We start from the raw sequence: 24,598 nt of genomic DNA, 5'->3' as shown, positions 1-24,598 counted from the left end.
TATAGAGAATAATGGGTTTTATTTATGGTCGCATTAGATGTGGGCTGTAAGAAAAATAAATATTAATTTAACGCTTAACTGACAGTTGCAAGACCTGTAAGCATTGTTCAATAGCCAATACATTTTGGGACAACACCGTTAACTTATAATCGGATAAAATGAAAAATAGAAGAAAATTTTTAAAAGAATTGGGCTTTGGTGCTTTAGGTGTCGGTCTGTTAAGCGCATTGCCAGAATCTTTATACGCCAAAAACATATCGGCGCTCAAGTATGATATTTCGTTGGCACAGTTTTCTTTGGCTTCCGAATTTTTTACCGGCAAACATAACACATTGGAGTTTCCGGCCCGTGCCAAAAATGAATTTGGAATTGATATTGTTGAGTACGTTTCCATGTTCTTTGCCGATAAAATAACCAACGCTGCTTTTTTAAAAGAGCTTAAGATGCGTACCGACGACCTTGGGGTAACAAATAATCTGATCATGGTAGATGATGAGAACATTGCCGATCTGGACAAGGCCAAAAGAGATCATGCTGTAGAAAGCCATTACAAATTTGTGGATGCCGCCAAAGTACTGGGGTGTACATCTATTCGGGTGAACTTAGGTAGTTTAGAACAAACGGGTACGGCGGAAGAAGTAAGGGATGCCGCTTTGGAAGGGTATAGTAAACTACTTGAATTCGGAGACCAGAATGATATGGATATTGTTGTAGAGAATCATGTGGGGCATTCTTGTAATGGTAAGTGGTTGGCAAATATTATGAAAGAAGTAAACCATAAACGTGCAGGGGTACTCCCCGATTTTGGTAATTTTTGTGTGAACCGAACAAAGCCGGAGACAATGGATATAGCAGGTTTTATGAACACCAAATGCTTAGAAAAATATGATATGTATCTGGGTATAGAGGAGTTAATGCCCTATGCAAAAGGTGTTAGTGCCAAAACACATAAGTTTGATGCCAACGGCAATGAAACGGAAATAGATTTTAAGAGGGTTTTCGATATTATAGAAAAATCTGGTTTTAATGGCATTGTGGGTATAGAGTACGAAGGTGGTCTTATGCATTTGCAAGGCATGGAAGGCTATTTGAGTAACGAAGAAGGTATTAGGGCCACAAAGAAACTGATAGAGAAATCGGCGTAGTTAGTTGGATTTGTGAAAATGAACAAAGAACACTAGGGTATAGCCTTACAATATGCGATAAATTGTATATTCAAAGCGTATCTTTGGTTTTATAGGTGATTGGGTTATAAATAACGGGCCACGCAATTAAATAAAAGAAGATGACAATTAGAACTGTATTACATGTGCTGTTGATAGGTATACTATTCAGTAGCAATGCTTTTTCACAAGATAGGATAACGGAACTGAACGCATATTGGGATGTGGTGAAGGAAAAAGTGGAAGCCGGCGATGTTGATGGCTATGCGGCTACCTATCACGAAGATGGTATTTTGGTCTCCGATAAGAACAAAACGTGTTTTTCCGTAAAGGAAGCATTGGAAAATTGGAGAGATGGATTGGAAAAAACTAAAAAGGGAATTACAAAAGTAAACTTGGACTTTAGGTTTTCGGATCGTAGGGGAGATAATATTACCGCTTTTGAAAGAGGTATCTTTAGATATGAATTGTTGGATGAAAAAGGCCAGCAGTCAGTCAGGTTTGTTCATTTTGAAGGGCTTTTGACCAAAAAGAACGGAAAATGGCTTCTTATGCTAGAACATCAAAAACTACCCGCCACCAAAGAAGAATGGGGCAGCTTGGGCAAACTATAGCAGTGGTGCGCGTTGATAAATCAAATATTCTAGGTATAAGTTTTGCCTAAGTGATAGAAAAGGACACGATAAATTATACTGTCCATAATTGGTACTGCAATTTTGGATTATATTAACATGGTATTTGGTTTATTTTAGTAAGTTTGTTTTCGATGAAAGATGGTCGTTTAAAAAATAGTATTACCTACCTGTTCATTGCCCTCTTACTTTCATTGAAAATAGCAGGGCTGCATGTTTTGTCGCATTCCGATGATAACGAACATGCCCTACATTGTGCCATTTGTGATCATGCCTTGGCGCATGATATGACCCCGGCACTAGCTCCCGACACCCAAGATTTTAAAATTGAAAATACCGAACCTGTCGTTGAGGTAGAGTTGACGGATAACTACAGCTTTGTTATCTCTAATACAATAGCCTCCGATCAGCTCTTTTCGCGGCCCCCTCCTTTTGTACTATAAGTTTTCCCGTAAATTTTATTGTTAAAGAATACCGTCTGTTTGGTAGTATGGATCAAAGACTCATCTGTGTTTGTTCTATATGTCCAATAATGGATCGATGATATTTGGCGCATCCTACTGCTACCATGTGAGGACCGATTTGGTGCTCGGTACAATTTGGTTCTAACCCACGTATGTAACTACCATCAATCTATAGGTTTTAACAATAATACTATGTACGGGGTTTGATCAAAGTTCTGATAGTGAACAGTTTTCGAATTCTTATAGTATCTCTTTATGTTTTACAAAATACTGGGTGCATGGCTATGTTTTGGCCTGTGCTCCATAGCTTTTGCGCAAGATTCTTTTCAGGTAAAAGGATCTGTGTTTAATGCCAATACTTTACAACCTATTGAAGGTGCCAATATTGTTGGCAAAGGTTTTTATTCCGTTTCATCGTCAACTGGTGTGTTTACCATGAATAATGTGCCTAGGGGTACATATTCTATTACGGTGTCACATATAAGTTATAGTCCCGTAACGGTAGAGGTCGAGGTTGGGCCAAATATGGAAGAGGTTCAAATTTTGTTGAGCGAGACCACTACTGCACTAGAGGAAGTGGAGGTATATGGAGATTATGAGCAAGAGAAGGCCAAACAGCTTTCTACAGTGTCGCAATCTGTTTCTAAAGAGTTTCTTGATCAAAACAGGGAAAACAGTCTTATGCAGACCCTTAAGAAAATACCTGGGGTAAGTACAATAAGTATTGGTTCAGGGCAATCGAAACCGGTTATTCGCGGCTTGGGTTTCAACAGGGTAGCCGTTGTCCAAAATGGAATAAAACACGAGGCCCAACAATGGGGAAATGACCATGGTCTTGAAATAGACCAATACGGAATCGAAAAAATAGAGATCATAAAAGGGCCGGCCTCTTTGTTGTATGGCTCGGATGCTATTGCCGGGGTGGTAGATATACAGCCCTCGAAAATACCTTTCCAAAATTCCTTTGGTGGGGAAGTGAACGTATTGGCCGAAAGCAACAACGACCTGGTGGGTGTTTCGGCGGGCGTTCAGGGAAGAAAGGAAAAATGGTATTACCGTGGACGTGTGACGTATAGGGATTATGGCGACTATAAGGTGCCTACCGATAAGATCAACTATGAAAATTACATTTTTGAACTCCATGATAACCATTTGAGAAATACCGCGGGCGAGGAGGCCAATGCAAGTTTTAGTGTCGGCTATGTTTCCGACCATATAAAATCGGAAACCTTTTTCAGTAATGTAAACGCAAAAAATGGCTTTTTTGCCAATGCCCATGGTTTAGAGGTGAGGTCCTCCGACATTGATTATGACAGCTCCAGCAGAGACGTAGACCTTCCGTTTCATAAGGTGAACCATTTTAAGGTCACCAACAATACCATTGTAAATGGGGAGAACCACACGTTGCACTTTGATCTGGGCTATCAAAATAACCTTAGGGAGGAACATTCAGAACCTGTTCCCCATGGTTACATGCCCAAACCATCGGACAGTAAAGAGCGGGTATTTAGCAAGAATACCTATTCCCTTAATGTAAAGGACTCTTTTGAACCTCATAAGAAGCACGATGTCGTGGTAGGCTTAAACCTGGAATTTCAAAACAATAACATAGGCGGGTGGGGCTTCTTGATTCCGGCATACAACCGTTTTGCGGTCGGAGCCTTTGCCTATGATCAATTTGACGTAAATCCGGACTTGCATTTTATGGCCGGCATACGGTATGATTACGGATTTATAGATACCAAGGCCTATTTCGACTGGTATCCGTCCACCGTAAACAATGCCGATGGGTCTACGTCATATATTTACTTACAAAGGGCCCAGGACAAGACCTCGACTTTTGCAAACGTAAGTGCTTCTGCAGGGCTAAGTTATATACATAAAAACACCACCTACAAGGTAAATATGGGAAAGAGCTTTAGAATGCCCTTGCCCAACGAGTTGGCTTCCGATGGGGTCAATTATCACATGTACCGATACGAGCAGGGAAATCTGGACCTAGACCCTGAAGAATCGTACCAATTGGATGTGGATATAGACCATACGACCCCATCCATAAGTGTAGGTGTTAGTCCGTTTGTGAATCTTTTTGACAACTATATCTATCTGAACCCTACTTCCAACTACTATGAAACCTTGCAGATCTATGAGTATACACAAAGCAAGGTGTTTAGGGTAGGAGGTGAAGTCAGGGCCAGTATCACCCTGTTTAAAAATCTGGGATTGGACGCCTCGGCGGAATATGTGTACTCTAGACAGACCAGTGGCCCCAAAAAGGATTTTACGATTCCGTTTACGCCGCCTTTGTCCGGACTGGTTTCTGCCAATTATCAATTCAATGACTTTTTCTTTTTGAGCAGCCCCCGGTTAATCGCCGACTTGAGGGTGACGGCCGCCCAGAACGAAATTGTTCCACCGGAAGAAAAGACAGAGGGGTACCAGGTGTTGAATATGTCCCTATTGGCGGATATGAACATTTTTAAGAATAGTGCGCCCGTTGCACTGCGTGTAAAACTTAACAATGTATTCGATACCAAATACTTTGACCATACCAGTTTTTATCGGCTGATCGATGTGCCGGAAGCCGGTAGAAACCTGTCCATATCGCTCACCATGCCTTTTTAACAAATAACAACTATTACTAATGATTAAAACAGAACAAATGAAAACAAACCTTTTTAAAACAAACATTATGAGAACAAATTTTAAATTTTTGGCGGCCATTACCTTGCTTGGTCTTTTTCTACACTCCTGTAGTAGCGATGATGACGGTTCTTCCGCATTGGATGCCCCTGTAATCTCCAACTTTGAATATGGTGAAGGAGATGATCACTCAACAGAACAGTATGCCTATAAAGGCTCTGACATTCATCTAGAAGCAGAGATTACTGCAGAAGCGGTGGTAAGCAGCATTACCCTAGAAATTCATGCCCATGACCTAACTCCAGGGGATGGTGAAGTGGATTGGGAATTTGAACAAGTATATACAGATGCCGATTACTTGGTAATCAACCCGACGTTTCACGAGCACGTAGATGTACCTACGGATATACCGGCCGGGGAATATCATATAGAATTGGTCGTTACCGATGAATTGGGGAATAGTACCGAGGTAGAGGGGTATATCCAAATTTTGGATCCTATTACCCTAAGTGAAATTTCTGTTGATGAAACAGCTGTTAGGGGAAGTGATTTTCATGCAGAGTTTATGATAGATGCCGTTAATGGTATCCATAGCATTACCGTTGATGTGCATACACATGAGGTTACCCCGGGTGAAGGAGAAGAGGAATGGGATTATGAGGAAGAATTCTTGGGAGATTACCATGAGCAAACCTCTGCAGAATTTCATGAGCATATAGATATTCCCGCTACGGCACCTGCTGGAGAATATCATGTAATTTTTACCGTTGAGGATGAGGATGGCAATACGGTCGAGTACGAGACACACATAGATGTTACGGCCGAATAAAAATAATCTTACCGTATGGCACTTTAGGGTGCCATGCGGTTTTTAAATAGTTTTAAATGAAATTTATACCAAAATATTTTTACTTATTATTCCTTGCGTTAACGATATTTTCGTGTTCTAGCGATGACGGTATCGGAAAGGATGAAGAAAAGCCCACTATCAGTATTGATTACGAAGAAGGCTTTCCACAGGCTTGTGAGCAATTGGTAAGAGGGGAAACCTATAATTTTAGGGCACAAGTGACCGATAATATGGCGTTGGCCTCCTATAGTTTGGACATACATCACAATTTTGACCATCATACACACGATGATCAAGCAGAAGATTGTGACTTGGAGGAAAAGAAAGATGCTATGAACCCTATGATATTCATAGAAAACTATACTATAGAAGAAGGGGTTGCCAGCTATGAAATAAACATAAGTCTTACCATTCCCGATGATGTGGATACGGGAGACTACCATTGCTCTTATTCCGTAACCGATGAGACCGGCTGGCAGTCAAGGACATCAGTAGATATCAAAATTGTAGAGTAAATAAATTTATAGTTATAGATTGTTTTTATTAGAAGGTATTAGTAGTTATGCACAATGAATGTGACCTGTATGATACGGATGTATTTTTGGGTGTGTTCATGATTGAAAAAACCGAAGGGAAACCTTCGGCTTTTTCAATTTTGCAAATTGTAGAAGGTTTATTTTTAGTAGGTTATATCTATTAGTTTTAAAATAATTATTTTTTCGAATACTTATTTCTTTAATTTAGAACGAAGACTTTCTGCTCTTAAAGAAGTAGGTTATTGTTATATGCCTCGTTTGTGTAGGGTTATATTATAAGTCATGAATAGTTTATGGTGTAGAGCTGTAATGGGGCAATAATAAAAGGAGCTGTTTTTTTTATGTAAATTCCTTTAAATCAGCTAGGAGAGAAATGTGATTTTTAAAATACCTTATTTTTGAAAATCTAAAATAGATTTTTCGGTAGTCTTCCCCCTATAAATTTAATAAGCTTTACATATGGAACAATATGTTTTACGGGGTAAGGTGAAAACAGCTTTATTGTCTGTGTTATGCCCATTGTTCCTGTATTGTCAAATTGTAGATGTAGAAACAGAAGTAGGTGATTGGCAAATATTGACCCAAAATGATTTGTTGCATTTTGAAGACGGTACCAGGTCATTAACTTTTAATGAGGTTCTTAAGAAAGAATTCGTGGTAGCACCACGGGAAAACGTGAACAAGCAAGCAGTGCACTGGTACCGGTTTTCTTTGGTGGGTCAGAAAAATAAAAGCCTGTTGTTTATGAGCTTTCGTTTGGCTGATTTTAGTGATGTATATGTACCTGTAAAGGGTAAAGAAAAATATAGGCACCATACGGTGGGTATTTTTGCCAAAAAACAGGAAAAGATTATTGGGGTCCAACATCTTCAGATACTAAGGTTGCCGACCGATGAAGTCGATTTTTCGCGCCCTTTCTATTTTAATAGAAGGGTAATAACGCACTGGGCCAAAAATAATTGGGAGCATTTGCCGGCATTCTTCTTTGCTAATGACAATGTTGCGCTAAGTCGCGATTTATTATGGGTCAATTATAAGGGAAGTGATGTCCCTTTTTATATAGGTGTTGTTTTTATTTCGTTTTTTCTTTTTTTGGTCAATTTTCTGATCAGTAAGAATAAAAGCTATTTAATATACGGGCTCTACTTATTAGGAGTTGCTATATATTACGCCAACCGCTTACCAATGTTCTTGAATTTTTATCAAAAAACGATTCCAGAGCTTTACTTTTATGTTAATCAGATAACGCATATTGCCAATATTGGGTGCTATACATGGTTTGTTTTTTATTTTCTTGACTTTAAGAACGTTTTTCCAAAGGCATATATATTCACCAAAAGATTACTGTTCGGGGTGTTGGTCTTTGGTGTTCTCTATAGCTTGCAAATAATAGTGTTTCCGTATTTTCCGTGGAGATTCTTTTTAATAGATGCATTTCGAGTGGTTGTAATGCTGTTGTCCATGGCCCTGTTTGTATATCTAATGTTCCAAAATCCAGATACCATAGCCAAAATTGTGCTTATCGGTAGTTTGGTCCTTATTGCGGGCAATGTTTTGTCACTTGTTATGGGTGATTATATCATGTTCTTGAAATTGATGGTGTTAGAAATTATCCTCTTCTCATTGGTGGTGGCCCTCCGTAATAAGGAAATAGATGATGGGCGCCTTAAGTATAGGTATGATTTGGAAGTAGAGAAAATGAAACTAAAAACCTTGAAGGAACTAGATTCCGTCAAAACACGTTTTTATGAAAATATAACCCATGAGTTCCGCACACCTTTAACACTCATAATTTCTCCTGTCGTTGAGAAATTGTCCAATCCTGAATTATCAAACGAAGAAAGGGAAGAACTGGATCTTATAAATCGCAATGCCCATAAATTGTTGGATTTGGTGAATCAGATACTGGATTTGTCAAAATTGGAAGAGGGTAACGTAAAGCTCATTGTAAGAAAAGGCGATTTAAAAAGTGTAATACAACTATTGATAGACCCGTTTCGCCACGAGGCCTTAAGAAAGAAAATTAATTTTTTATACAGTGTACGAGATGTAGAAACAGCATGGTTTGATAAGGACATAATTGAAAAAGTGGTTGTAAACCTACTTTCCAACGCCTTGAAATACACACCGAAAAATGGCAGTATACATGTTGAATCTTATGCTAAGAACGGCTGTTGGATATTTATAATTACCAATACGGTGGATGTTAATATATCTATAGATGTATCTAAGCTTTTTACCCGTTACTATAGGGCCAGTAAAAATATTCAGGGAACGGGTATTGGTCTCAACATAACCAAAGAACTAGTGGAGTTGGCCAAAGGAAACATAGTGGCTAATACTTTGCAAAACAATAAAATTCAATTTACCGTATCGTTGCCTATAAAAAAATCAATGTTTACAGAGGTTGTTAATGATTATGATGGTGAAAATAACGCGGAGAGCAATCTTTTTATAGAGCCTAAAAGTGACGTTGAAGCTCTGTTGAAACAGGGGGGCGAAACCTCTTTGGTGAAAAAAAAGACAGAAGATGCCGGATTGCCTAAAATATTGGTTGTAGAGGACAATTCTGAAATGAGGGCTTTTATCGTTTCAAATTTTAAAGGGGAATATAATATAAAGGAAGCTGAAAATGGCCTTGAGGGCATAGCTTTGGCGAAAGAATTTTTGCCGGATATTATTGTTAGTGATATTATGATGCCTCTTAAAAATGGGTTCGAACTTTGTGATGCCGTTAAACAAGACGTGCATACAAGCCACATTCCCGTAATATTGCTTACTGCCAAAGTAGGGGAAGAAAATGAACTACAGGGTTTTAAGACCGGGGCAGATGATTATATTACAAAACCATTTAGTGTTAAAAAACTAAAAGTACGGGTAAGGCAGTTGATTCAAAATCAAAAATACTTAGGTGACTATTATAGAACTACTTTTAGTACAGGTCCCGACATGGTGATTTCGGATACCGATTCGGAATTTTTGAAATTACTCAAACAGGTAATGGACAAACATATAACCAATCCTGATTTTAATGTTGATACTTTCGTTGGGGCCATGAAAATGAGCCGTAGACAATTACAGCGTAAACTAAAAACTATTATAGGAATGTCCCCTACAGAATTTATCCGCAACGAAAGGGTGAAATTGGCGGCCAAGCTTTTAGGGCAGTCCGATGCTACCATCTCCGAAATTTCTTATCAAGTAGGCTTTAAGACACCTTCGTATTTTATAAAGTGTTTTAAAGAAGTCTATGGTTGTACTCCCAGCGAGTTTTCTGATAACCCGTAAGCGCCTGTTTTATGTGTGAATGATAATAGGTGTTTCCGGCGGTTTTTTACTTTCAATATAAAGTATTTGTTATAGGTGCTTTTGGAAGTCTTCTAAATACAGGTGTTTTTATGTGATGTCCAATTTGTGGCATCATTGGTTACATCTGTGGTATTGCCTCATTCTTACTCCCGTTAGTTTTACATCGGCTTGCAGATCATATAGGTTGTCGTGTAAACATATAACTGAACTATCATGGACCCAAAATCGAATGATTTATTAAATGAAAAGAAAATTTATATGAGCATTGATCACTTAAAAAAAGGGGTGTACATCTTGAATGTTTTAGAAAACGGGAAAGTGATAAAATCAATAAAGATTAAGAAACAATAAGCGAAGTTTAATCATAATCAAAACCTTAATTAGTATGAAAACCACAAAAATTATTTTATGTATGACCCTATTGTTCATGGGGGTTCAATATAACAACGCGCAAGATGAAATGCGAATAGGAGGTATGCTTGCCTATGGTACTGAGATAGAGAACATAGGTTTAGGGGTTACCGCTGCTTTTCCTATTATGGACAAAATGACGATTGCACCTTCGTTCATCTTCTATTTGCCAAAAGACGAGTTTGGTGTAAAAATCAATTGGTTTGAGCTTAATGCCAATGCAAACTATTATTTTCTTGATGAGGGCAACTTGGATGTATATGGATTGGGTGGGCTTAACTACAGTAGTGTGAGCGTGAAGTACGACAATAGCTCAATTTATGGAAGTGGACTCTCGGCCAGTGATGGTCGTGTGGGACTGAATCTTGGGGGAGGGGCAAATTTTGATATTGGAACAAGCTTTTTGCTCTTTTCTGAATTAAAGTATGTGATCATAGACCAAGGGCAATTAGTAATTGCCGCTGGTGTAAAGTTTAGTCTTTAATCAAAAAAACTATAGAAAATGAAAGCAAAAGCATTTGTGCTAGTAGTTGTAATGTTCTGTTTTGCGCTGCCCATAAATGCGCAGTTTTTTGAGAAACTTGCAAAAAAGGCAGAAAAGGCAGCGGAACGTACAGTGCTGAACCGGACGGATAAGGAGGTTTCAAAAAAGACCAACAAGGCCATAGATGGGGTCGTTAAAGAGGGGGATAAGAAAAACAAGTCTACCGATAAAGAAAATGCAGTCACCAATGGAACTCTAGAGAATGGTTCTGGATTGCCTACAAGTATATTTAGTGGTGCAAATATGGATGTCGTACCGGATGAGTATACATTTTCCTATACGGTAAAGATGCTGATGACCACCGGTAAGGACAAGATGGATTTAACCTACTATTTAGAACCCGGGCAAACTTATTTTGGTAGTGAGTTTGGTAACATGGATAATATAACGGTCATGGATTTTACCGCCAATATGATACTGGTATTTGGTAATAGAGGTGGTCAAAAAACAGTTATGGGAATTAGCAACAACAATAAGTTGTATGAAAAATACCGCAGCAAAATGGTAAATGATACCAATTATGACCAAGCCAAGATAAAAGAGATAGGAAGTAAAAAACTCTTAGGGTACAACTGTTCGGGATATGAAGTTGTTACTAAAGAAGGAGTTTCCAGAATTTGGGTTACTAATGAGGTACCTATAGGAAACATATATAGTACATTTTATGATAATGAAGTGCCGGATGGTCTGCCATTTGATAAAGATGCCATGATTATGGAAATGGACTACAAATCAAATAAAGGAGATAAGAACAATTTTCATATGATTTGTACAAACGTTGTCAAGAACGGTTTTTCAATTTATAAAAAAGACTATACCTCATTGGGCTACTAGGGCCTTTTTGTAAGGTACAATATCATCAATTTCATTTCCCCCCTAAAAAACAATACTAAAAACTATTACGGACCTGAACGATGTTCGTGGTAATAGAGAGGTGATGTAAACGGTCGCTCGCATACAGCACTTTTAAGGTTAATCATTAAAAATAACATTATGAAAACAAAACAAAACAAATTTGCTTCAAGGGGAAAACCAATCTATTTTCTAGGTATGGTGCTATTGACCTTACTATTTATGACGGGCTGTAGCGAAGATGATTCGGATGATGCTCAGACGGATGATCAGGTGAGTGGAGAGTATCCGGAATCATATGCGAAATTTGCTATTTCGGGGTCAACGCTGAATGGAGATTATGAATTCTCCGATTTAAGTGAAGATGATGAATTTACAACATCGGGGCGCTTGTATACAAAAGAGTCCGATCCAGATCTTTCCGAAGATCAAATACAGGTATCCGTACGTAAGTCGTATACCGAATCTAATTTTTTGTTGGTAGCATCCCCTGAAACTGGCAGTCGCAATATTGTCTATACGGGAGGGGCCAATGACTTTGATATTAGGGTATTGTTGTCTACGGATGAAGATTATTATGCGAAGGATGTATCCGTAAATATTACGGAACTTGAGATTACGGATAGCAATAGGGTAACACATTGCAAGGGAACTTTTTCGGGCGATTTCTATAGAAATAACTTAGTGGAAACAGATGTGCATAAAATAGAAGGTACATTCGAAATCAGACAATAGTAGGCGCATCTTTGTTATAATGTTCCTATATAAACAATTGATCAAATAATTAACAATGAAACAAACAGAACAGGAAAATACGGCAACAACTATAGAGGAAGAGGGAAAGAAAATAGCTGTAATAGCGTATCTTACATTTATTGGGCTGATTATTGCCTTTGTAATGAACAATGATAAGAAATTACCTTTTGCCCAATATCATATTGCCCAATCCTTGGGCTTGGTAGTAACCGGAATTGGATTGGGAGTAATAGGCATGGTGCCCATTTTAGGGTGGTTTATTTCGATATTCGGAAGTTTTGTTGTTGTTTATATGTGGTTTATGGGGTTGCTAAATGCCATTAACGGAAAAGAAAAACCGATTCCTATTTTAGGTAGGCAATATGAAAAATGGTTTGCGAACCTCTAATTCGGTTAGTATAGGGTTTTACTTAAACAATGAGTAAGGGGTAGGCCCCAAATCTTTTTTTGTGTCATCATTTTTGAGTGCTTTTATGATGAGATGAAAGGCTTCTTTTTTAATTATTTCAGTGCGGGTATCGTATATACGGTGCCCGCACTTATATTTTTCTTCCTTTTGGCGGATATTTCGATGGTTGGGCTATAAATGATGTTTGTTGCCAAATAATGAGAATTACCTGATAAACAATTTATGAACTAGGGCCATTTAGGGGGAAATTTTTGTAGAATAAAGGAAATCATTATATCCTTTTTTGTTTAAGGGATTATAGATATTTTTAAAAGCCATTATAAAATTGGAAAGAGAACCCTATAAAGAAAGGAAGAGATACTAGTCCGTATAAAGTTTAGTTGGCTTGTTTGTGAAAAATTTGATTATTGATTTATGAAAGCGGAACCAATATTTGAGATAAGACCAGTCCATGGAGAAGGCCCGGTTTGGTGCCCAATAGAGAAAAAATTCTATTGCGTAGATTTACTAAAGGGAACTTATTATAAGATTGATTATCTAACAGGGTGTTTTTCTGAGTTTAGTGTTGGGCAAGAATTAGGTGTATTGGCACTTTGTACAAGTGGTAGAATAATAACGGGGGTGCGTGACGGGTTTGGTTTTTATGATGAGGGGAAAAAACAGTTGCGGTTAGTTGAAAATTCTCCTGAAATCAATGTTAAGAAAAGGCGAATGAATGATGGAGCCGTTGATCCTAAAGGCCGTTTTTTTGCAGGAACTATGGAATATGATGGGAAAAATGCTACTGGTAGTTTGTATCGGCTCAATACAGACCAAACTGTAACTTGTCTTGAGCGGAACATATTTATAACCAATGGTATGGGGTGGAGTCCGGATTGTAAAACATATTATATGATAGATACAATGCGCAATGTTATGTATGCTTATGATTATAATATAGAAACAGGTGATATTTCAAATAGAAGAAGACATATTCAATGGAACAAAAATGAATTCCCTGATGGCATGACGGTTGATTCGGAAGGAGGTTTTTGGGTTGCCATGTGGAATGGTAAAAAAATCAGCCATTTTGATAGGGAAGGTATCTGGATAGAAGATATCAGTATTCCTGTGAGTTTTGTGACAAGTTGTTGTTTTGGAGGTGAAGAAAATAATACTTTGTTCATTACAACATCACGTTTGAACTTGACAGAAGAAGAGCAGAAAAAGAATCCTTTGGAGGGTAGATGCTTTGCGGTCAATACTAATACCAAGGGGCAAATAGAGCCTAGGTACAATGGGTAGTTTTATTTATATAAACATATTTCATAGTGAATATATAGGGGGCCATAAGAGGAATAAGTAATCATTGTCTAGGTCTTGTAAGAGGGTAGTGAACGGATGATATTATTTTTTAATTTCTTTATTTCTTTTTGTGTTTTTTAACTTTGTAGAAAGACAGCTCTATTAAATATGGAGTTTCATTGGTCCTCATATGGATTGAGTGCCCATATTTTTTTAAAATTTGAATTACTGTTGGATTCTCCGCGGTATGACTGTTATCAGTACTCAAGATTTTAGAATAACAACGCTAATTTCAACCATTTTTTTAGGGAATTGAAATTTCTGATATTTCCTAGCGTGCATTAATAAAGCATTTGTGTTTTCTTAAATATTTAACCAGTAATGAAATGGATTTCTGGCGATATTTTATTGAAAACCGTATAGAGTGCAGTGATATTCTACGTAATCACATTTCCTTTTTAAAATTAATTTGTAGTCAGGTATTTGTTCTGTTGGGGTGCTTCAATCTCAGATAGCCGTATAGGTATGAGGTGTTTAAATCATATGTTTTAGGTGTTAAGGACATGGTTTAATAAGGGGTATTTTTAAGAGGTCTCCATAGAATTATAGATGCCGGGATAGCTATGTCCTAATAGCTTGTAGAAGGCGTTTTCTAATCTTTAAAGTAATGGGATTTTTAGTGGATTTCAGCGCTTACCCTTGAACACTTGATAATTATTTACCTTAAATTAACATAAAATATAAAGTATTTTGCTTAATTTTTTGCTAATATTTGAATAATTGGTAATTTGAAGTTGAATTCGCTTAGGATTTGTGAAAATACGGGGGTATGTCACTTAAAATTCATGAATTTTATAGTTTTTAAATCATTAATTCGTCGATAATTCATTTTTGATAATTTAATTTTAGCAATTATGAAATAATTAACATAAAATATTAATTATGGGTGTTTCGCTCAATTCAAATATCACCTATGGTTGATTTCTTTAATAACTAACAACAATCAATATTAACTTAAACTTTAATTATTTATGAAGAGTACTTTGTTGAAGGGGTTATTACTGGTCGGGGCATTTTTATGCGTCGGATTAGTAAAAGCCCAGACGGTAACGGGAACCGTTGCGGATGGAACTGGACCATTACCTGGGGCCAGTGTTCTTATTAAGGGTACAACGAACGGAACCCAAACCGATTTTGATGGAAACTACACGTTGGACAATGTAGATGGTAATGCCGTGTTGGTATTCAGTTACATTGGATTTAAAACTGTAGAGATTCCCGTAAATGGTCAATCGACCATTAATGTAACTATGGAAGAGGATGCTGCCGCTTTGGATGAGGTAGTGGTAACTGGTTATGGCTCACAATCTAAACGAGATGTAACAGGTTCCGTGTCCACGGTTGATGTGGAAGAACTTACAGCTGTGCCAGCGACTACTTTTGCCCAGCAATTGCAAGGTAGGGCAGCTGGTATCGGAATCGTTAGTGATGCCACACCTGGTGGGGAGGCAAAAGTTCGTATCCGTGGGTACGGTACTATTGGTAATAACGACCCACTATATATTATAGACGGGGTTCCTTCCAAGTCACAGGCTAATTTGAATCCTGGGGATATAGAGTCGTTGCAGGTATTAAAAGATGCATCTGCGGCTTCCATATATGGTTCGCGTGCTGCGAATGGTGTAATTATCATTACTACCAAAAAAGGTAAAATGGGGAAACCGGTTATCAGCTATGAAACATACTATGGTATGCAAACGGCTGCTAACGACGTTGAGGCCTTAAATGCGGAAGAATTGGGTCAATATTTATATTTGGCCGATTTATATGCGGGCAAGACCCCTAGCCATGGCCAATATACCTTTGGTCCTAATGGAGAGGTGACTATACCCGATTATGTATTCCCAAGTGGGGCCATGGAAGGTGATCCCGGTACCGATCCAAGTCTTTATGCTTTAGAGCCTGGTAATATATACGCCATTACACGTTCTGCCGATACCAATTGGTGGGAAGAGTCTATTCGATCGGCTCCGATCTTGAACCACCAGATAAGCGCATCTGGAGCAACGGAAAATGCTAGATATGCGTTTACCTTAAGTTACTTTGAGCAAAAAGCGATTACCAAATTTGTAGGTTATAATAGAACCTCTATTAGGGCCAATACAGAATTTAAGGCTTTGAACCAGAAACTGACCATAGGGGAGAACCTAACCGTAAACTTGGATAATAGAAAAGGTGGTTTTTCAAATGACGACGAGCAAAATACAGTTTCAGGAGCTTTTAAGCACCATCCATTATTGCCGGTTTATGATATTGCCGGTAATTTTGCCGGTAGTAGAGGAGCAAATCTAGGTAATAACTTTAACCCTGTGGCGGTACTAACTAGGGACAAAGATGATAGAAGATACCGGGCAAGAGTCTTGGGTAATGTTTTTGCCACTTTAGATATTACCGATAATCTGGAACTTAAGACAAGTTTTGGTGTTGATGCCGAAAACGAAAGGGGAATAGACCTTCGTAGGCCTCAACCGGAATATGTAGAAGGTAATTTTATTAATGGTTCTACCTCCTCTAACGCCTATGAATATCAATGGCAATGGAATACGGTTCTTACCTATACCAAAACATTCAATGAAAATCATAATGTAACCGCTTTTGTTGGTGTAGAAGGTATTCAGGCTTATGGCGAATTCTTTAACGCCAGTAGAAATCAGTTTGCCTTTGAAACCACGGATATCTTAAGGTATTTAAGGTTGGGTGATGCTACAACCGCTTCCAATGACGGAGCTTCTTATCTTGATTATACCTTGTTTTCTCAATTCGGGAAATTCAATTACGACTATAATGGTAAATACTTGGCACAGGTCATATTAAGAAATGACTCCTCTTCTAGATTCCAATCCGCTTCCAGAAGTGCCTTTTTCCCTGCTTTTAGTTTAGGATGGAGGGTGTCTGATGAGAGTTTTATGGATAACATAGAATGGATAGACGAATTAAAGTTAAGATATGGATGGGGTAAAACCGGTAACCAAGAAATTGGGGATTACAATGCCTATACCACGTATCGTTCAAATATCTTTAATGCCGGTTATCCTATAGACGGTTCTACAAGTGCGCCTACCATTGGTTTTGATGCTTCTGGTTTTGGTAACCCTGATGCAAAATGGGAGACTACCACATCAAACAACTTTGGTATTGATCTATCGATGTTCGATAGTAGGTTGAATATGAACGTTGATATCTGGGACAGGGTAACATCAGATATGTTGTTTCAATCTCCAATTACCTATAGTGCCGGTGATGCCAGTGCACCTTATTTTAATGTAGGGAAAATGACCAATAAAGGGGTTGATCTTTCTCTTAATTGGAATGAGAATAAAGGCGATTGGGGCTATGGAATCGGAGTTAACTTCTCACAATACAAAAATGAAGTAAACCAGTTAAGTGAAAGTGCCGATACAAGGTTATTTGGTGATGCATCTCGTGTACCATCCTTAACGGTAACACAGGCCGGTAGTCCAATATCCTCATTTTATGGTTTTGTGACCGAAGGTATTTTTCAAAGCCAGGCCGAGGCAGATGCTTGGCCAACCTATGGAGATTATAACGCTCCGGGTAAATTGAAGGTCAAGGATATTAATGGGGACGGTGAAATTACAGATGATGACCGTACCATAATCGGAAATCCACATCCTGATTTCACGTATGGTATCAATTTGGATTTTAATTATAAGAATTTGGCCTTGAATATTTTCGGTAACGGTTTTCAAGGAAATGACATCTATAATTATGTTCGTTATTTTGCTGATTTTAACACGTTTCAAGGTAATAGGTCCAAAAGAGCATTGTATAATGCTTGGCAACCAGCAAACCCTACAGCTCCTCAAAGCGAGTGGGTAGCGGCCAACCCAAATGCCACGGTTCCTATTATGGATGCCAATGATCAGGTAAGTAGTAGGCCTTCTTCATATTTTATTGAAGATGGTAGTTATTTCCGATTAAAGAACGTTCAGTTAACGTATAGTTTTCCAGAGGATATTTTGGAAGGTATAGGATTGTCTAGAGCACAAATTTATGTTCAAGGGCAAAATTTAGCTACTTGGACTAAATATTCCGGTCTTAACCCTGAAATTAATTCTAGTAGAAGTGATGCGACCTTAGGGTTTGATGGTGGATTTATGCCCGTTTCAAGAACCTATACTTTAGGGTTAAGGGTAAGCTTTGATTAAATATTTAATGATATGATCGTGAAGAATTTGAAAATAAATAAATTATAGACAATGAAAAAGATTAGAATAATTTTCGCAGCACTAACAGGCCTTTTGGTCTTGGTTACGGGCTGTAGCGATGAATTTTTGACCCGAGAGCCGGAAGGGCAGTTTGGGCAGCCAAGTTTGCAGACAGCGGATGGGGTAGAAGGTATACTCTTGGGGGCTTATGCAATGATCGATGGGGCGGGCCTAGATGGCACGGCCGATTGGAACGTAACTGTAGAGAACTGGGCCTTTAATATAGCATCCGATGATGCTTTAAAGGGTACCGATGCAGGTGACCAACCAGAACAGTCCTTTATAGAGGCTTATGATTTTCAGGCTTTTAATGGGCATATTACGAACCGATGGAGATCTTTGTACAAAGGTGTTGCAAGAACCAATGATGCCATTGTTTCTGCAAGGGCCGTAGAAGATATCGATGAAGCCAGAAGAGAGCAAATAATAGCGGAAGCTAGATTTCTGAGAGGTATTTTTCATATGGAGGCACGTAAAATGTGGAGAATGCCACCTTATATTAGCGATGAAGTATATGATATCAATGATGTAAACAGTACGTTGGTGCCGAACGATCGTGAAATTTGGCCGCTTATTGAGGAGGATTTTAAGGCAGCAGCAGCTGTGCTGCCAGAAACTCAATCTCAGGTGGGTAGACCTACAAGTTGGGCAGCTAAGGCCTTTTTGGCAAAATCTCTGGTATATCAAGGATGGAATGAGGATGGCTCTGCCAATATTGCCAAATTGGAAGAGGCCAAGCCTATTTTAGAAAATATACTTTACGACGGACCTTTTAGTTTGGCAGAAAAGTTTCAAGATAATTTCTTGGTAGCTACCCGTAATAATTCTGAATCTATTTTTGAAATTCAGTATGCTGTAAGTAGTGCTGCCGACCAAGCTTCTTCTAGAGGTATGGGATTGGCACACCCGTATATTGATCCATGGGGTTGTTGTGGTTTTTATCAGGTTTCACAAAACTTGGTAAATGCATACCAAACAGAGGATGGTTTGCCATTGTTGGATAACTTTGATGATACCGATGTGCCAGCAGATATTAACGCAGAAGACTATACTTCTCCTGTAACTACACCTTTAGATCCAAGAATAGACCATACCGTAGGTAGACCTGGTATTCTGTACAAAGGATTTAAAATTTATGATACGGATTTTGTACGTGATTTATCGTACGCCGGACCATTTTTCTCTAAAAAACACGTAGCTGAGCCAGAAGGTTTCGGTATTGGTGGATGGGGAAATTTAACCGCAAATAACTACCGTTACATGAGGTTGGATATGATTATTCTATGGTTGGCCGAGGTAGAAGTGGAATTGGGTAACCTTGAACCGGCTAGACTATTGGTAAATAGAATTAGGGAAAGGGCTGCAAACCCTGCAGATTTTGTGCCTAAAGCTACGAAACCGGAAGACGGAGGAAGAAATGACTTTGTTATAGAAGAAGGTGTTCCCGCTGCAAATTATCAAATTTCCACCTATGATGATGCTTGGACAGATCAAGATTTTGCCCGTAAGGCGGTTCGGTTTGAAACAAGGTTGGAGTTTGCTATGGAAGGACATCGTTTCTGGGACCTAGTAAGATGGGGTATTGCCGCAGAAACTTTGAATGCATATATCGCGAGCGAATCAGAGCATAGGAGTTACCTTAGCGGAAGGTCTTTTGTTGAAGGGAAAAATGAATACTTCCCAATACCTTCACAGGCTATAGATAGATCTTTTAAAGAGGGTACTGCAACGTTAACACAAGATCCAGCTTATTAATTAATAGGCTCTTGAGCCTATGAGTTAAAGGCTTTGTAATAATTATAATTTAAAAGGCCATGGTGTATTTACACCATGGCTTTTTTTGTTATTGTAATCATCTTACCCAATTGTTGGTAATTGTTTTTACGAAAAAAAAAGGACCTTTTATAGTAGGTTGTGTTGTTCTAAAGATGTTTGGAATAGACACAAGAATAATTACAATCGTTGTTTTGTACTCTGATTATATGTAAAGGAGAAAATTCAATATTTTTTGATTGTCCAGTTCATGTAAAATTCATGAATTTTACCTAAAATGCATCTGTTTTCTTATGTAAAGTGCTGATTATTAGTGTATCTTGTAGGAAAGATATAGAGGGTAACTATATCTAAAGTTGAGAGTTAGTTTTATTTTTAATTTTCAGAAAAGGTAATATTTTAAAAGGTATTACCTTTTTTTTATGGATATTAAATACTTGTGATATTGCTTGTGGACGATTAAGATTCTTCGTTCAATTGTTTTATAAAGAAAGAGGGTAAAATACCTTGCCTTTTTTTGAAGGCGGCATTAAAAGTATTTAGATTGTTGTAGCCTACAGATGAGGCAATATAGCTGAGTTTGCTGTTTCTGAATTCTTTGTCCTGAACCAGTTTGGTCAACAAGAAATTAATGCGTAGTTCGTTTATGTAATTGTTGAAATTAGAACCTTTTTCAATATTTATTACTTGTGATAAATACTTCGGATTGGTTTTAAGTTTCTCGGCTAATTGGTGCAAATTACAATCGGAATCTATAAAGAAATTTTCGTCTTCAAGTTTTTCGAGCCTATTTAAAATAATCGTTTTTACATTGTCATCAATGGTAGGATTGCTTTTTTCCTTCTTGCTTTTAGGTTTGGTTTTAAGGGGGTGTTTTTTGTCTTCGATTTTTAATTGGGTTTCAAGGTTTTCAATGGTTCTTCTGTATAAAACCTTATTTTTTTCTTTAATCTTTACATAAGAAAGAACAAAGAAGAATCCAATAACAAGAATAGACCCAAGAATAGCGATGATGGTAGTCAACTTAGATCGCTGGGCTAAATTTTCTAATTCAAGGGCCTGTTGTTTCTGTGTAGCCTCCTTTATTTTACGCCTTGTTTCCAAGATTATTATTTGTTGTTCTTTTTCATTATTGAAAAGAGAGTCTCGTATGGCTTCGTGTAGGGCTCTATATTCTTTAACTTTAGATGGCTGATTCGATTTTTCGTACAGATCCATTAGAATTTGGCTGTTCGTCTTAATAACATCGAATGCATTTATATTTTCAGCGGCCTCAATGCTTTTTTCATATGTGCTTATGGCATTTGAAGTATCCTTCGTTTTTAAATAAAGTTCAGATTGTAGGGTAAGAGCTCTTGGAATCCTAAACCTGTAATTGTTTTCGTGGTTTAATGTTAAGGCCTGGGTTAAATATTTTTGAGATTTTTCATATTCTCCAATGGTCGTGTAAAGGTCGGCCATGTTCATATAGACTATACTTTGAATATAACTGCCTGGAGAATACAGTTCTTTTTCTATTCTAAGATAAAACTCATAGGTGTTCAAGGCCGTTTTGGTGTCCCCTAATTTAGCTGTCATGCGGGCTATTTCGTCCACTTTTTGAAAAATATAGTGCACATTTTTTTGGTCGATGATGAAATCAAGTTCCAATAGGCAATGTTCAAGTGCCTTTTTATAGTTTTGCGTACGTAAATAGTAATGGGAAAGAGCGGCATGCGATTTCATGAGTATATACTCGTTTTGGGTGTTTTCCCCAATGTCCAAAAGTTGAAGGCCGGTTTCCAAAGCCTTGTCGTACTCCCCTTTTTCTGTATGTATATCAGATTTTAAGGTTTGAAAATCCGCATAGTTTTTGGGGAATTTTGTATAGTTTATTCTTTTTTCCAAGCTTTTTGTCACCGCCATGGCCCTATTAAAATCACCTTGTATGAATTGAAGGTAGGCATGGTTGTATGTGGCACTGTATATACCTTTTACATAATTTAGGTCGTTAGATAGCTCAAAAGCCTCTTTGTTGTAATTTTCTGCGACCTCGATACTTTTGTATTTGTTAAGGTGGCAAAGCTGTAATAGGATGTCTACCTTGTCCGTACCATAGGTGTTTTTCTTTCTTTTTAATAAAATGTCCTGTTTTGGGTAGTCATTCCTAGACTTGGTGTCCAGAACTAATTTCTCTATCCTCTTAAAGTAACCGTTTATACTGTCGCCGTTGTTCTCTTGCGAAAAAACGGTCGAATGAAATATGGTTGATAAGGCGAAGAATAATGTTAAGAATCTTTTTGTCAAACCGGTATGCTCAATTTTAGTAGGTATCTAAATTAGGAAATATACTTGGTTATAACTATGAATAAGAAAGGGTTGTACCTTATGTTTGCGGTAAAACAATTTAACATTTTTAAAATCAGGTAATTGAAGGGAGTGACTTTTTGGTTTCACTAGAAGATTTTAACTTTATTATGATTGTAAGTAAAGTAACGGACCTTAGCTTTGTTGTATATTAGATGTAAATTATACCCGTCCAAATGAGCAAAATAGTAAAGGCATTTGAACTTTTTGATGAGCAGAACGCTCATGATCCCAATAAGGAACATTTTAAGGGGAAAGTGTATCCAAAGGAATTGTTGTATTCGATGAGAATGACCGATAGACTGAACGAATATGCGCCTAACGCCAATGATTCTCTTCAATTGGCGGCTCGGTGCCAACATATTTGTAGATGGAAAATTCCAAGGGAATCATACGACATGGATCGTACAGGCTATTTAAGATGGCGGAACGATCTTAAAAAATTTCATGTAGAAGTGGCATCAGAAATTCTCAAAAAAGTGGGCTACGGTGACGAAACGATTTCACAGGTAAGGTTTCTTTTGGAAAAAAAACAATTAAAAAAGAACGAGGACACCCAGACACTGGAAGATGTAATCTGTTTGGTCTTTTTAGAGCATTACTTGGAACCTTTTGCCGAAAGGCATCCTGAGGAAAAGGTTATTCAAATACTTCAAAAAACTTGGAGTAAAATGTCAGGAAAAGGTCAAAAGGCGGCTCTTGGGTTGGCGATGTCCAAAAAATCGTTTTCCATTATAAACAAGGCACTGGGGTCATAGCCGGTTGTACAAGCTGTATTGTTGATGAGAGAAATATTTAAATAGCAGCCTTGTTGGTCCTGCATTAATTATAAAGAACGTTCCTAAATGAAGCAAAACGAACTATACCCCGTTTTTTTAAAAGTATCCGAATTAAACATTTTAATTGTGGGAGGGGGAAATGTGGCATTGGAAAAGCTTACTTTTTTGTTGAAATCGAGTCCGGGCGCAAAAGTAGAAATGGTCTCTCCTGATTTTAATGAAGAGATTAATGGGTTGGCTAAAAGATATTCCATAAAAATGCATACGGCACTATATGACCCCGAATTTTTAACAGGAAAACATATGGTAGTGGCAACTACCGATGATATTGCCGTAAACGAGCAGGTGTATAGAGATTGTAAAGAACGTTTTATACTGGTGAATGTTGCGGACAATCCGCCATTTTGCGATTTTTATATGGGCGGAATCGTAACAAAGGGCAATGTAAAAGTGGCTATATCAACTAATGGGAAATCGCCTACTACGGCTAAGAGATTGCGCCAGTTCTTTGAAGATGTGATACCTGACAATATAGATGATTTGGTACAAAACCTTAATGAGTATAGAAAAACCATTAAAGGTGATTTTGAAGAGAAAGTTCAAACTTTGAACGAGTTTACCAAAGGATTGGTGAATAACAAACAGATAGATGAAAATTAGAATTAGGGGCAACTCCATCCGTTATAGGTTAACACAGACAGAGGTGAAAACCTTATCCGAAATAGGGTATTATGAAGACAGTACTGATTTTGGAGACCGAAAATTTATATATGCCGTAAAGGCCATAGATGATGTGAAGGTACTCGATGTCGATTTTGCAGGTAATGCAATTACCTTGTATATGAATAGGGACAAAAGCATAACATGGCCAAAAAGTAAAAAGGTTGGATTTAGTAATGTTGTTAAGACTAAAAAGGGAACAAGCCTCTCTTTACTGTTAGAAAAAGACTTTGTTTGTATGGACGAAAGCGTAGAGGACCAATCGGACAATTACCCAAATCCAAAATCGTTGATAAACAGATAAAAAGTAAAAGCCCCTTTTAAAGGGGCCTTTTCAAAGTAAATTTTAATCGATAATCTAGAGTTTAAATTAATCCCAGTAGGGATAATAAAGATCCTGTTGCAACCACGGCCAAAAAGGCGTTCATTGCAATGATTAGTACTGATAGATAAGAATCTACCCCCGTTTTAAATGATAAATTGTTCATAACATTACCTACTTTAAAGTTATACACAATAAATTACGGAATCTTAAAGCAGGAACAATATTAATTGTTGTATAGTCTTACAAAATGGGCGCGAACTATCCTGTTTTTGTGGTGTAAAATTTTGAAAATGTGTATTTTAACGATAAAAAATAGCAATTGGTCGGGTATGGGTAAAAAAGAAAGGGCCTACATTTTTAGTAAGCCCTTATGATGCATATCAACTTGTTTATTTGAATATTCCCAGCCAATCAAGAATAAGGGCTATTGGGATCGCAATTAAAATACCTATTAAACAGGTAATCATTAATCTTAAAAAGCCATTAAGGATTTTGGTCCCTAGCGTAAGTTCT

19 protein-coding genes are annotated in these 24,598 nt (G+C 37.7%); 17 read left to right on the top strand and 2 right to left on the bottom strand.

Annotated elements, in window-relative coordinates; translation table 11 throughout:
* Positions 1-158: 158 nt before the first annotated feature.
* The 14 genes from AB657_RS10455 to AB657_RS10390 all read left to right on the top strand — a co-directional run bounded on the left by AB657_RS10455 (position 159) and on the right by AB657_RS10390 (position 19,897).
* Positions 159-1,145, top strand: coding sequence for a sugar phosphate isomerase/epimerase family protein (locus AB657_RS10455; protein ID WP_047246436.1), 987 nt, complete (start codon positions 159-161; stop codon positions 1,143-1,145).
* A 140-nt stretch (positions 1,146-1,285) separates the two neighbouring features.
* Positions 1,286-1,777: a YybH family protein gene (locus AB657_RS10450; protein WP_047246435.1), complete on the top strand. Its 492-nt coding sequence runs from the start codon at positions 1,286-1,288 to the stop codon at positions 1,775-1,777.
* 152 nt (positions 1,778-1,929) lie between these two features.
* The gene (locus AB657_RS10445; protein WP_047246434.1) at positions 1,930-2,238 is read left to right on the top strand and encodes a hypothetical protein; all 309 of its coding nucleotides are present in this window, start codon (positions 1,930-1,932) and stop codon (positions 2,236-2,238) included.
* 276 nt (positions 2,239-2,514) lie between these two features.
* Complete coding sequence (locus AB657_RS10440) at positions 2,515-4,884, top strand: TonB-dependent receptor (protein ID WP_047246433.1); 2,370 nt, start codon at positions 2,515-2,517, stop codon at positions 4,882-4,884.
* 67 nt (positions 4,885-4,951) lie between these two features.
* On the top strand, positions 4,952-5,731 hold the full coding sequence (locus tag AB657_RS10435) for a DUF4625 domain-containing protein (protein ID WP_047247931.1): 780 nt from the start codon (positions 4,952-4,954) through the stop codon (positions 5,729-5,731).
* A gap of 56 nt (positions 5,732-5,787) precedes the next feature.
* Positions 5,788-6,267 carry a DUF4625 domain-containing protein gene (locus AB657_RS10430; RefSeq protein ID WP_047246432.1) on the top strand — a complete coding sequence of 160 codons (480 nt, stop codon included), beginning with the start codon at positions 5,788-5,790 and terminating at the stop codon, positions 6,265-6,267.
* 480 nt (positions 6,268-6,747) lie between these two features.
* Positions 6,748-9,576: a response regulator gene (locus AB657_RS17675; protein ID WP_052958677.1), complete on the top strand. Its 2,829-nt coding sequence runs from the start codon at positions 6,748-6,750 to the stop codon at positions 9,574-9,576.
* 406 nt (positions 9,577-9,982) lie between these two features.
* Positions 9,983-10,492, top strand: coding sequence for an outer membrane protein (locus tag AB657_RS10420; RefSeq protein ID WP_047246431.1), 510 nt, complete (start codon positions 9,983-9,985; stop codon positions 10,490-10,492).
* A gap of 18 nt (positions 10,493-10,510) precedes the next feature.
* On the top strand, positions 10,511-11,386 hold the full coding sequence (locus AB657_RS10415; RefSeq protein WP_047246430.1) for a DUF4412 domain-containing protein: 876 nt from the start codon (positions 10,511-10,513) through the stop codon (positions 11,384-11,386).
* Between the two features lie 159 nt (positions 11,387-11,545).
* On the top strand, positions 11,546-12,139 hold the full coding sequence (locus AB657_RS10410) for a hypothetical protein (protein ID WP_047246429.1): 594 nt from the start codon (positions 11,546-11,548) through the stop codon (positions 12,137-12,139).
* 55 nt (positions 12,140-12,194) lie between these two features.
* Positions 12,195-12,548: a DUF4870 domain-containing protein gene (locus AB657_RS10405; protein ID WP_047246428.1), complete on the top strand. Its 354-nt coding sequence runs from the start codon at positions 12,195-12,197 to the stop codon at positions 12,546-12,548.
* Positions 12,549-12,983: 435 nt separating this feature from the next.
* Positions 12,984-13,853, top strand: a complete 870-nt coding sequence (locus AB657_RS10400; RefSeq protein WP_052958676.1) for an SMP-30/gluconolactonase/LRE family protein — start codon at positions 12,984-12,986, stop codon at positions 13,851-13,853.
* A gap of 1,031 nt (positions 13,854-14,884) precedes the next feature.
* Positions 14,885-18,082 (top strand): SusC/RagA family TonB-linked outer membrane protein, encoded by a 3,198-nt coding sequence (locus AB657_RS10395; protein WP_047246427.1) that lies wholly within the window; start codon positions 14,885-14,887, stop codon positions 18,080-18,082.
* A 51-nt stretch (positions 18,083-18,133) separates the two neighbouring features.
* The gene (locus AB657_RS10390; RefSeq protein WP_047246426.1) at positions 18,134-19,897 is read left to right on the top strand and encodes a RagB/SusD family nutrient uptake outer membrane protein; all 1,764 of its coding nucleotides are present in this window, start codon (positions 18,134-18,136) and stop codon (positions 19,895-19,897) included.
* A gap of 477 nt (positions 19,898-20,374) precedes the next feature.
* Here AB657_RS10390 and AB657_RS10385 read toward each other — a convergent pair whose 3' ends face one another.
* Entirely contained in the window at positions 20,375-22,201 is a 1,827-nt protein-coding gene (locus AB657_RS10385; protein ID WP_047246425.1) for a helix-turn-helix domain-containing protein, read from the bottom strand.
* A 236-nt stretch (positions 22,202-22,437) separates the two neighbouring features.
* On the opposite strand from AB657_RS10385, the gene AB657_RS10380 reads away from it, so the two are divergent.
* From AB657_RS10380 to AB657_RS10370, 3 genes are all read left to right on the top strand, one after another.
* The gene (locus AB657_RS10380; RefSeq protein WP_047246424.1) at positions 22,438-23,019 is read left to right on the top strand and encodes a DUF4202 domain-containing protein; all 582 of its coding nucleotides are present in this window, start codon (positions 22,438-22,440) and stop codon (positions 23,017-23,019) included.
* Positions 23,020-23,106: 87 nt separating this feature from the next.
* Positions 23,107-23,700, top strand: a complete 594-nt coding sequence (locus AB657_RS10375) for a precorrin-2 dehydrogenase/sirohydrochlorin ferrochelatase family protein (RefSeq protein WP_047246423.1) — start codon at positions 23,107-23,109, stop codon at positions 23,698-23,700.
* The gene (locus AB657_RS10370) at positions 23,690-24,064 is read left to right on the top strand and encodes a DUF7009 family protein (RefSeq protein WP_047246422.1); all 375 of its coding nucleotides are present in this window, start codon (positions 23,690-23,692) and stop codon (positions 24,062-24,064) included. The genes AB657_RS10375 and AB657_RS10370 overlap by 11 nt, the downstream gene beginning before the upstream one ends.
* Positions 24,065-24,125: 61 nt before the next feature.
* On the opposite strand, the gene AB657_RS18220 is transcribed toward AB657_RS10370, so the two are convergent.
* Positions 24,126-24,248, bottom strand: a complete 123-nt coding sequence (locus AB657_RS18220; protein ID WP_262493342.1) for a hypothetical protein — start codon at positions 24,246-24,248, stop codon at positions 24,126-24,128.
* Positions 24,249-24,598 lie beyond the last annotated feature (350 nt).

This window comes from Maribacter thermophilus, from assembly GCF_001020565.1.
Classification (GTDB): Bacteria; Bacteroidota; Bacteroidia; order Flavobacteriales; family Flavobacteriaceae; genus Maribacter; species Maribacter thermophilus.
This window is presented reverse-complemented; position numbering and strand designations above follow the sequence as displayed.

Excerpts from the sequence above, each read along its gene's own strand:
- AB657_RS10455 (WP_047246436.1), top strand. The coding sequence starts at position 159 with ATGAAAAATAGAAGAAAATTTTTAAAAGAATTGGGCTTTGGTGCTTTA.
- AB657_RS10450 (WP_047246435.1), top strand. The coding sequence starts at position 1,286 with ATGACAATTAGAACTGTATTACATGTGCTGTTGATAGGTATACTATTC.
- AB657_RS10445 (WP_047246434.1), top strand. The coding sequence starts at position 1,930 with ATGAAAGATGGTCGTTTAAAAAATAGTATTACCTACCTGTTCATTGCC.
- AB657_RS10440 (WP_047246433.1), top strand. The coding sequence starts at position 2,515 with ATGTTTTACAAAATACTGGGTGCATGGCTATGTTTTGGCCTGTGCTCC.
- AB657_RS10435 (WP_047247931.1), top strand. The coding sequence starts at position 4,952 with ATGAGAACAAATTTTAAATTTTTGGCGGCCATTACCTTGCTTGGTCTT.
- AB657_RS10430 (WP_047246432.1), top strand. The coding sequence starts at position 5,788 with ATGAAATTTATACCAAAATATTTTTACTTATTATTCCTTGCGTTAACG.
- AB657_RS17675 (WP_052958677.1), top strand. The coding sequence starts at position 6,748 with ATGGAACAATATGTTTTACGGGGTAAGGTGAAAACAGCTTTATTGTCT.
- AB657_RS10420 (WP_047246431.1), top strand. The coding sequence starts at position 9,983 with ATGAAAACCACAAAAATTATTTTATGTATGACCCTATTGTTCATGGGG.
- AB657_RS10415 (WP_047246430.1), top strand. The coding sequence starts at position 10,511 with ATGAAAGCAAAAGCATTTGTGCTAGTAGTTGTAATGTTCTGTTTTGCG.
- AB657_RS10410 (WP_047246429.1), top strand. The coding sequence starts at position 11,546 with ATGAAAACAAAACAAAACAAATTTGCTTCAAGGGGAAAACCAATCTAT.
- AB657_RS10405 (WP_047246428.1), top strand. The coding sequence starts at position 12,195 with ATGAAACAAACAGAACAGGAAAATACGGCAACAACTATAGAGGAAGAG.
- AB657_RS10400 (WP_052958676.1), top strand. The coding sequence starts at position 12,984 with ATGAAAGCGGAACCAATATTTGAGATAAGACCAGTCCATGGAGAAGGC.
- AB657_RS10395 (WP_047246427.1), top strand. The coding sequence starts at position 14,885 with ATGAAGAGTACTTTGTTGAAGGGGTTATTACTGGTCGGGGCATTTTTA.
- AB657_RS10390 (WP_047246426.1), top strand. The coding sequence starts at position 18,134 with ATGAAAAAGATTAGAATAATTTTCGCAGCACTAACAGGCCTTTTGGTC.
- AB657_RS10380 (WP_047246424.1), top strand. The coding sequence starts at position 22,438 with ATGAGCAAAATAGTAAAGGCATTTGAACTTTTTGATGAGCAGAACGCT.
- AB657_RS10375 (WP_047246423.1), top strand. The coding sequence starts at position 23,107 with ATGAAGCAAAACGAACTATACCCCGTTTTTTTAAAAGTATCCGAATTA.
- AB657_RS10370 (WP_047246422.1), top strand. The coding sequence starts at position 23,690 with ATGAAAATTAGAATTAGGGGCAACTCCATCCGTTATAGGTTAACACAG.
- AB657_RS18220 (WP_262493342.1), bottom strand. The coding sequence starts at position 24,248 with ATGAACAATTTATCATTTAAAACGGGGGTAGATTCTTATCTATCAGTA.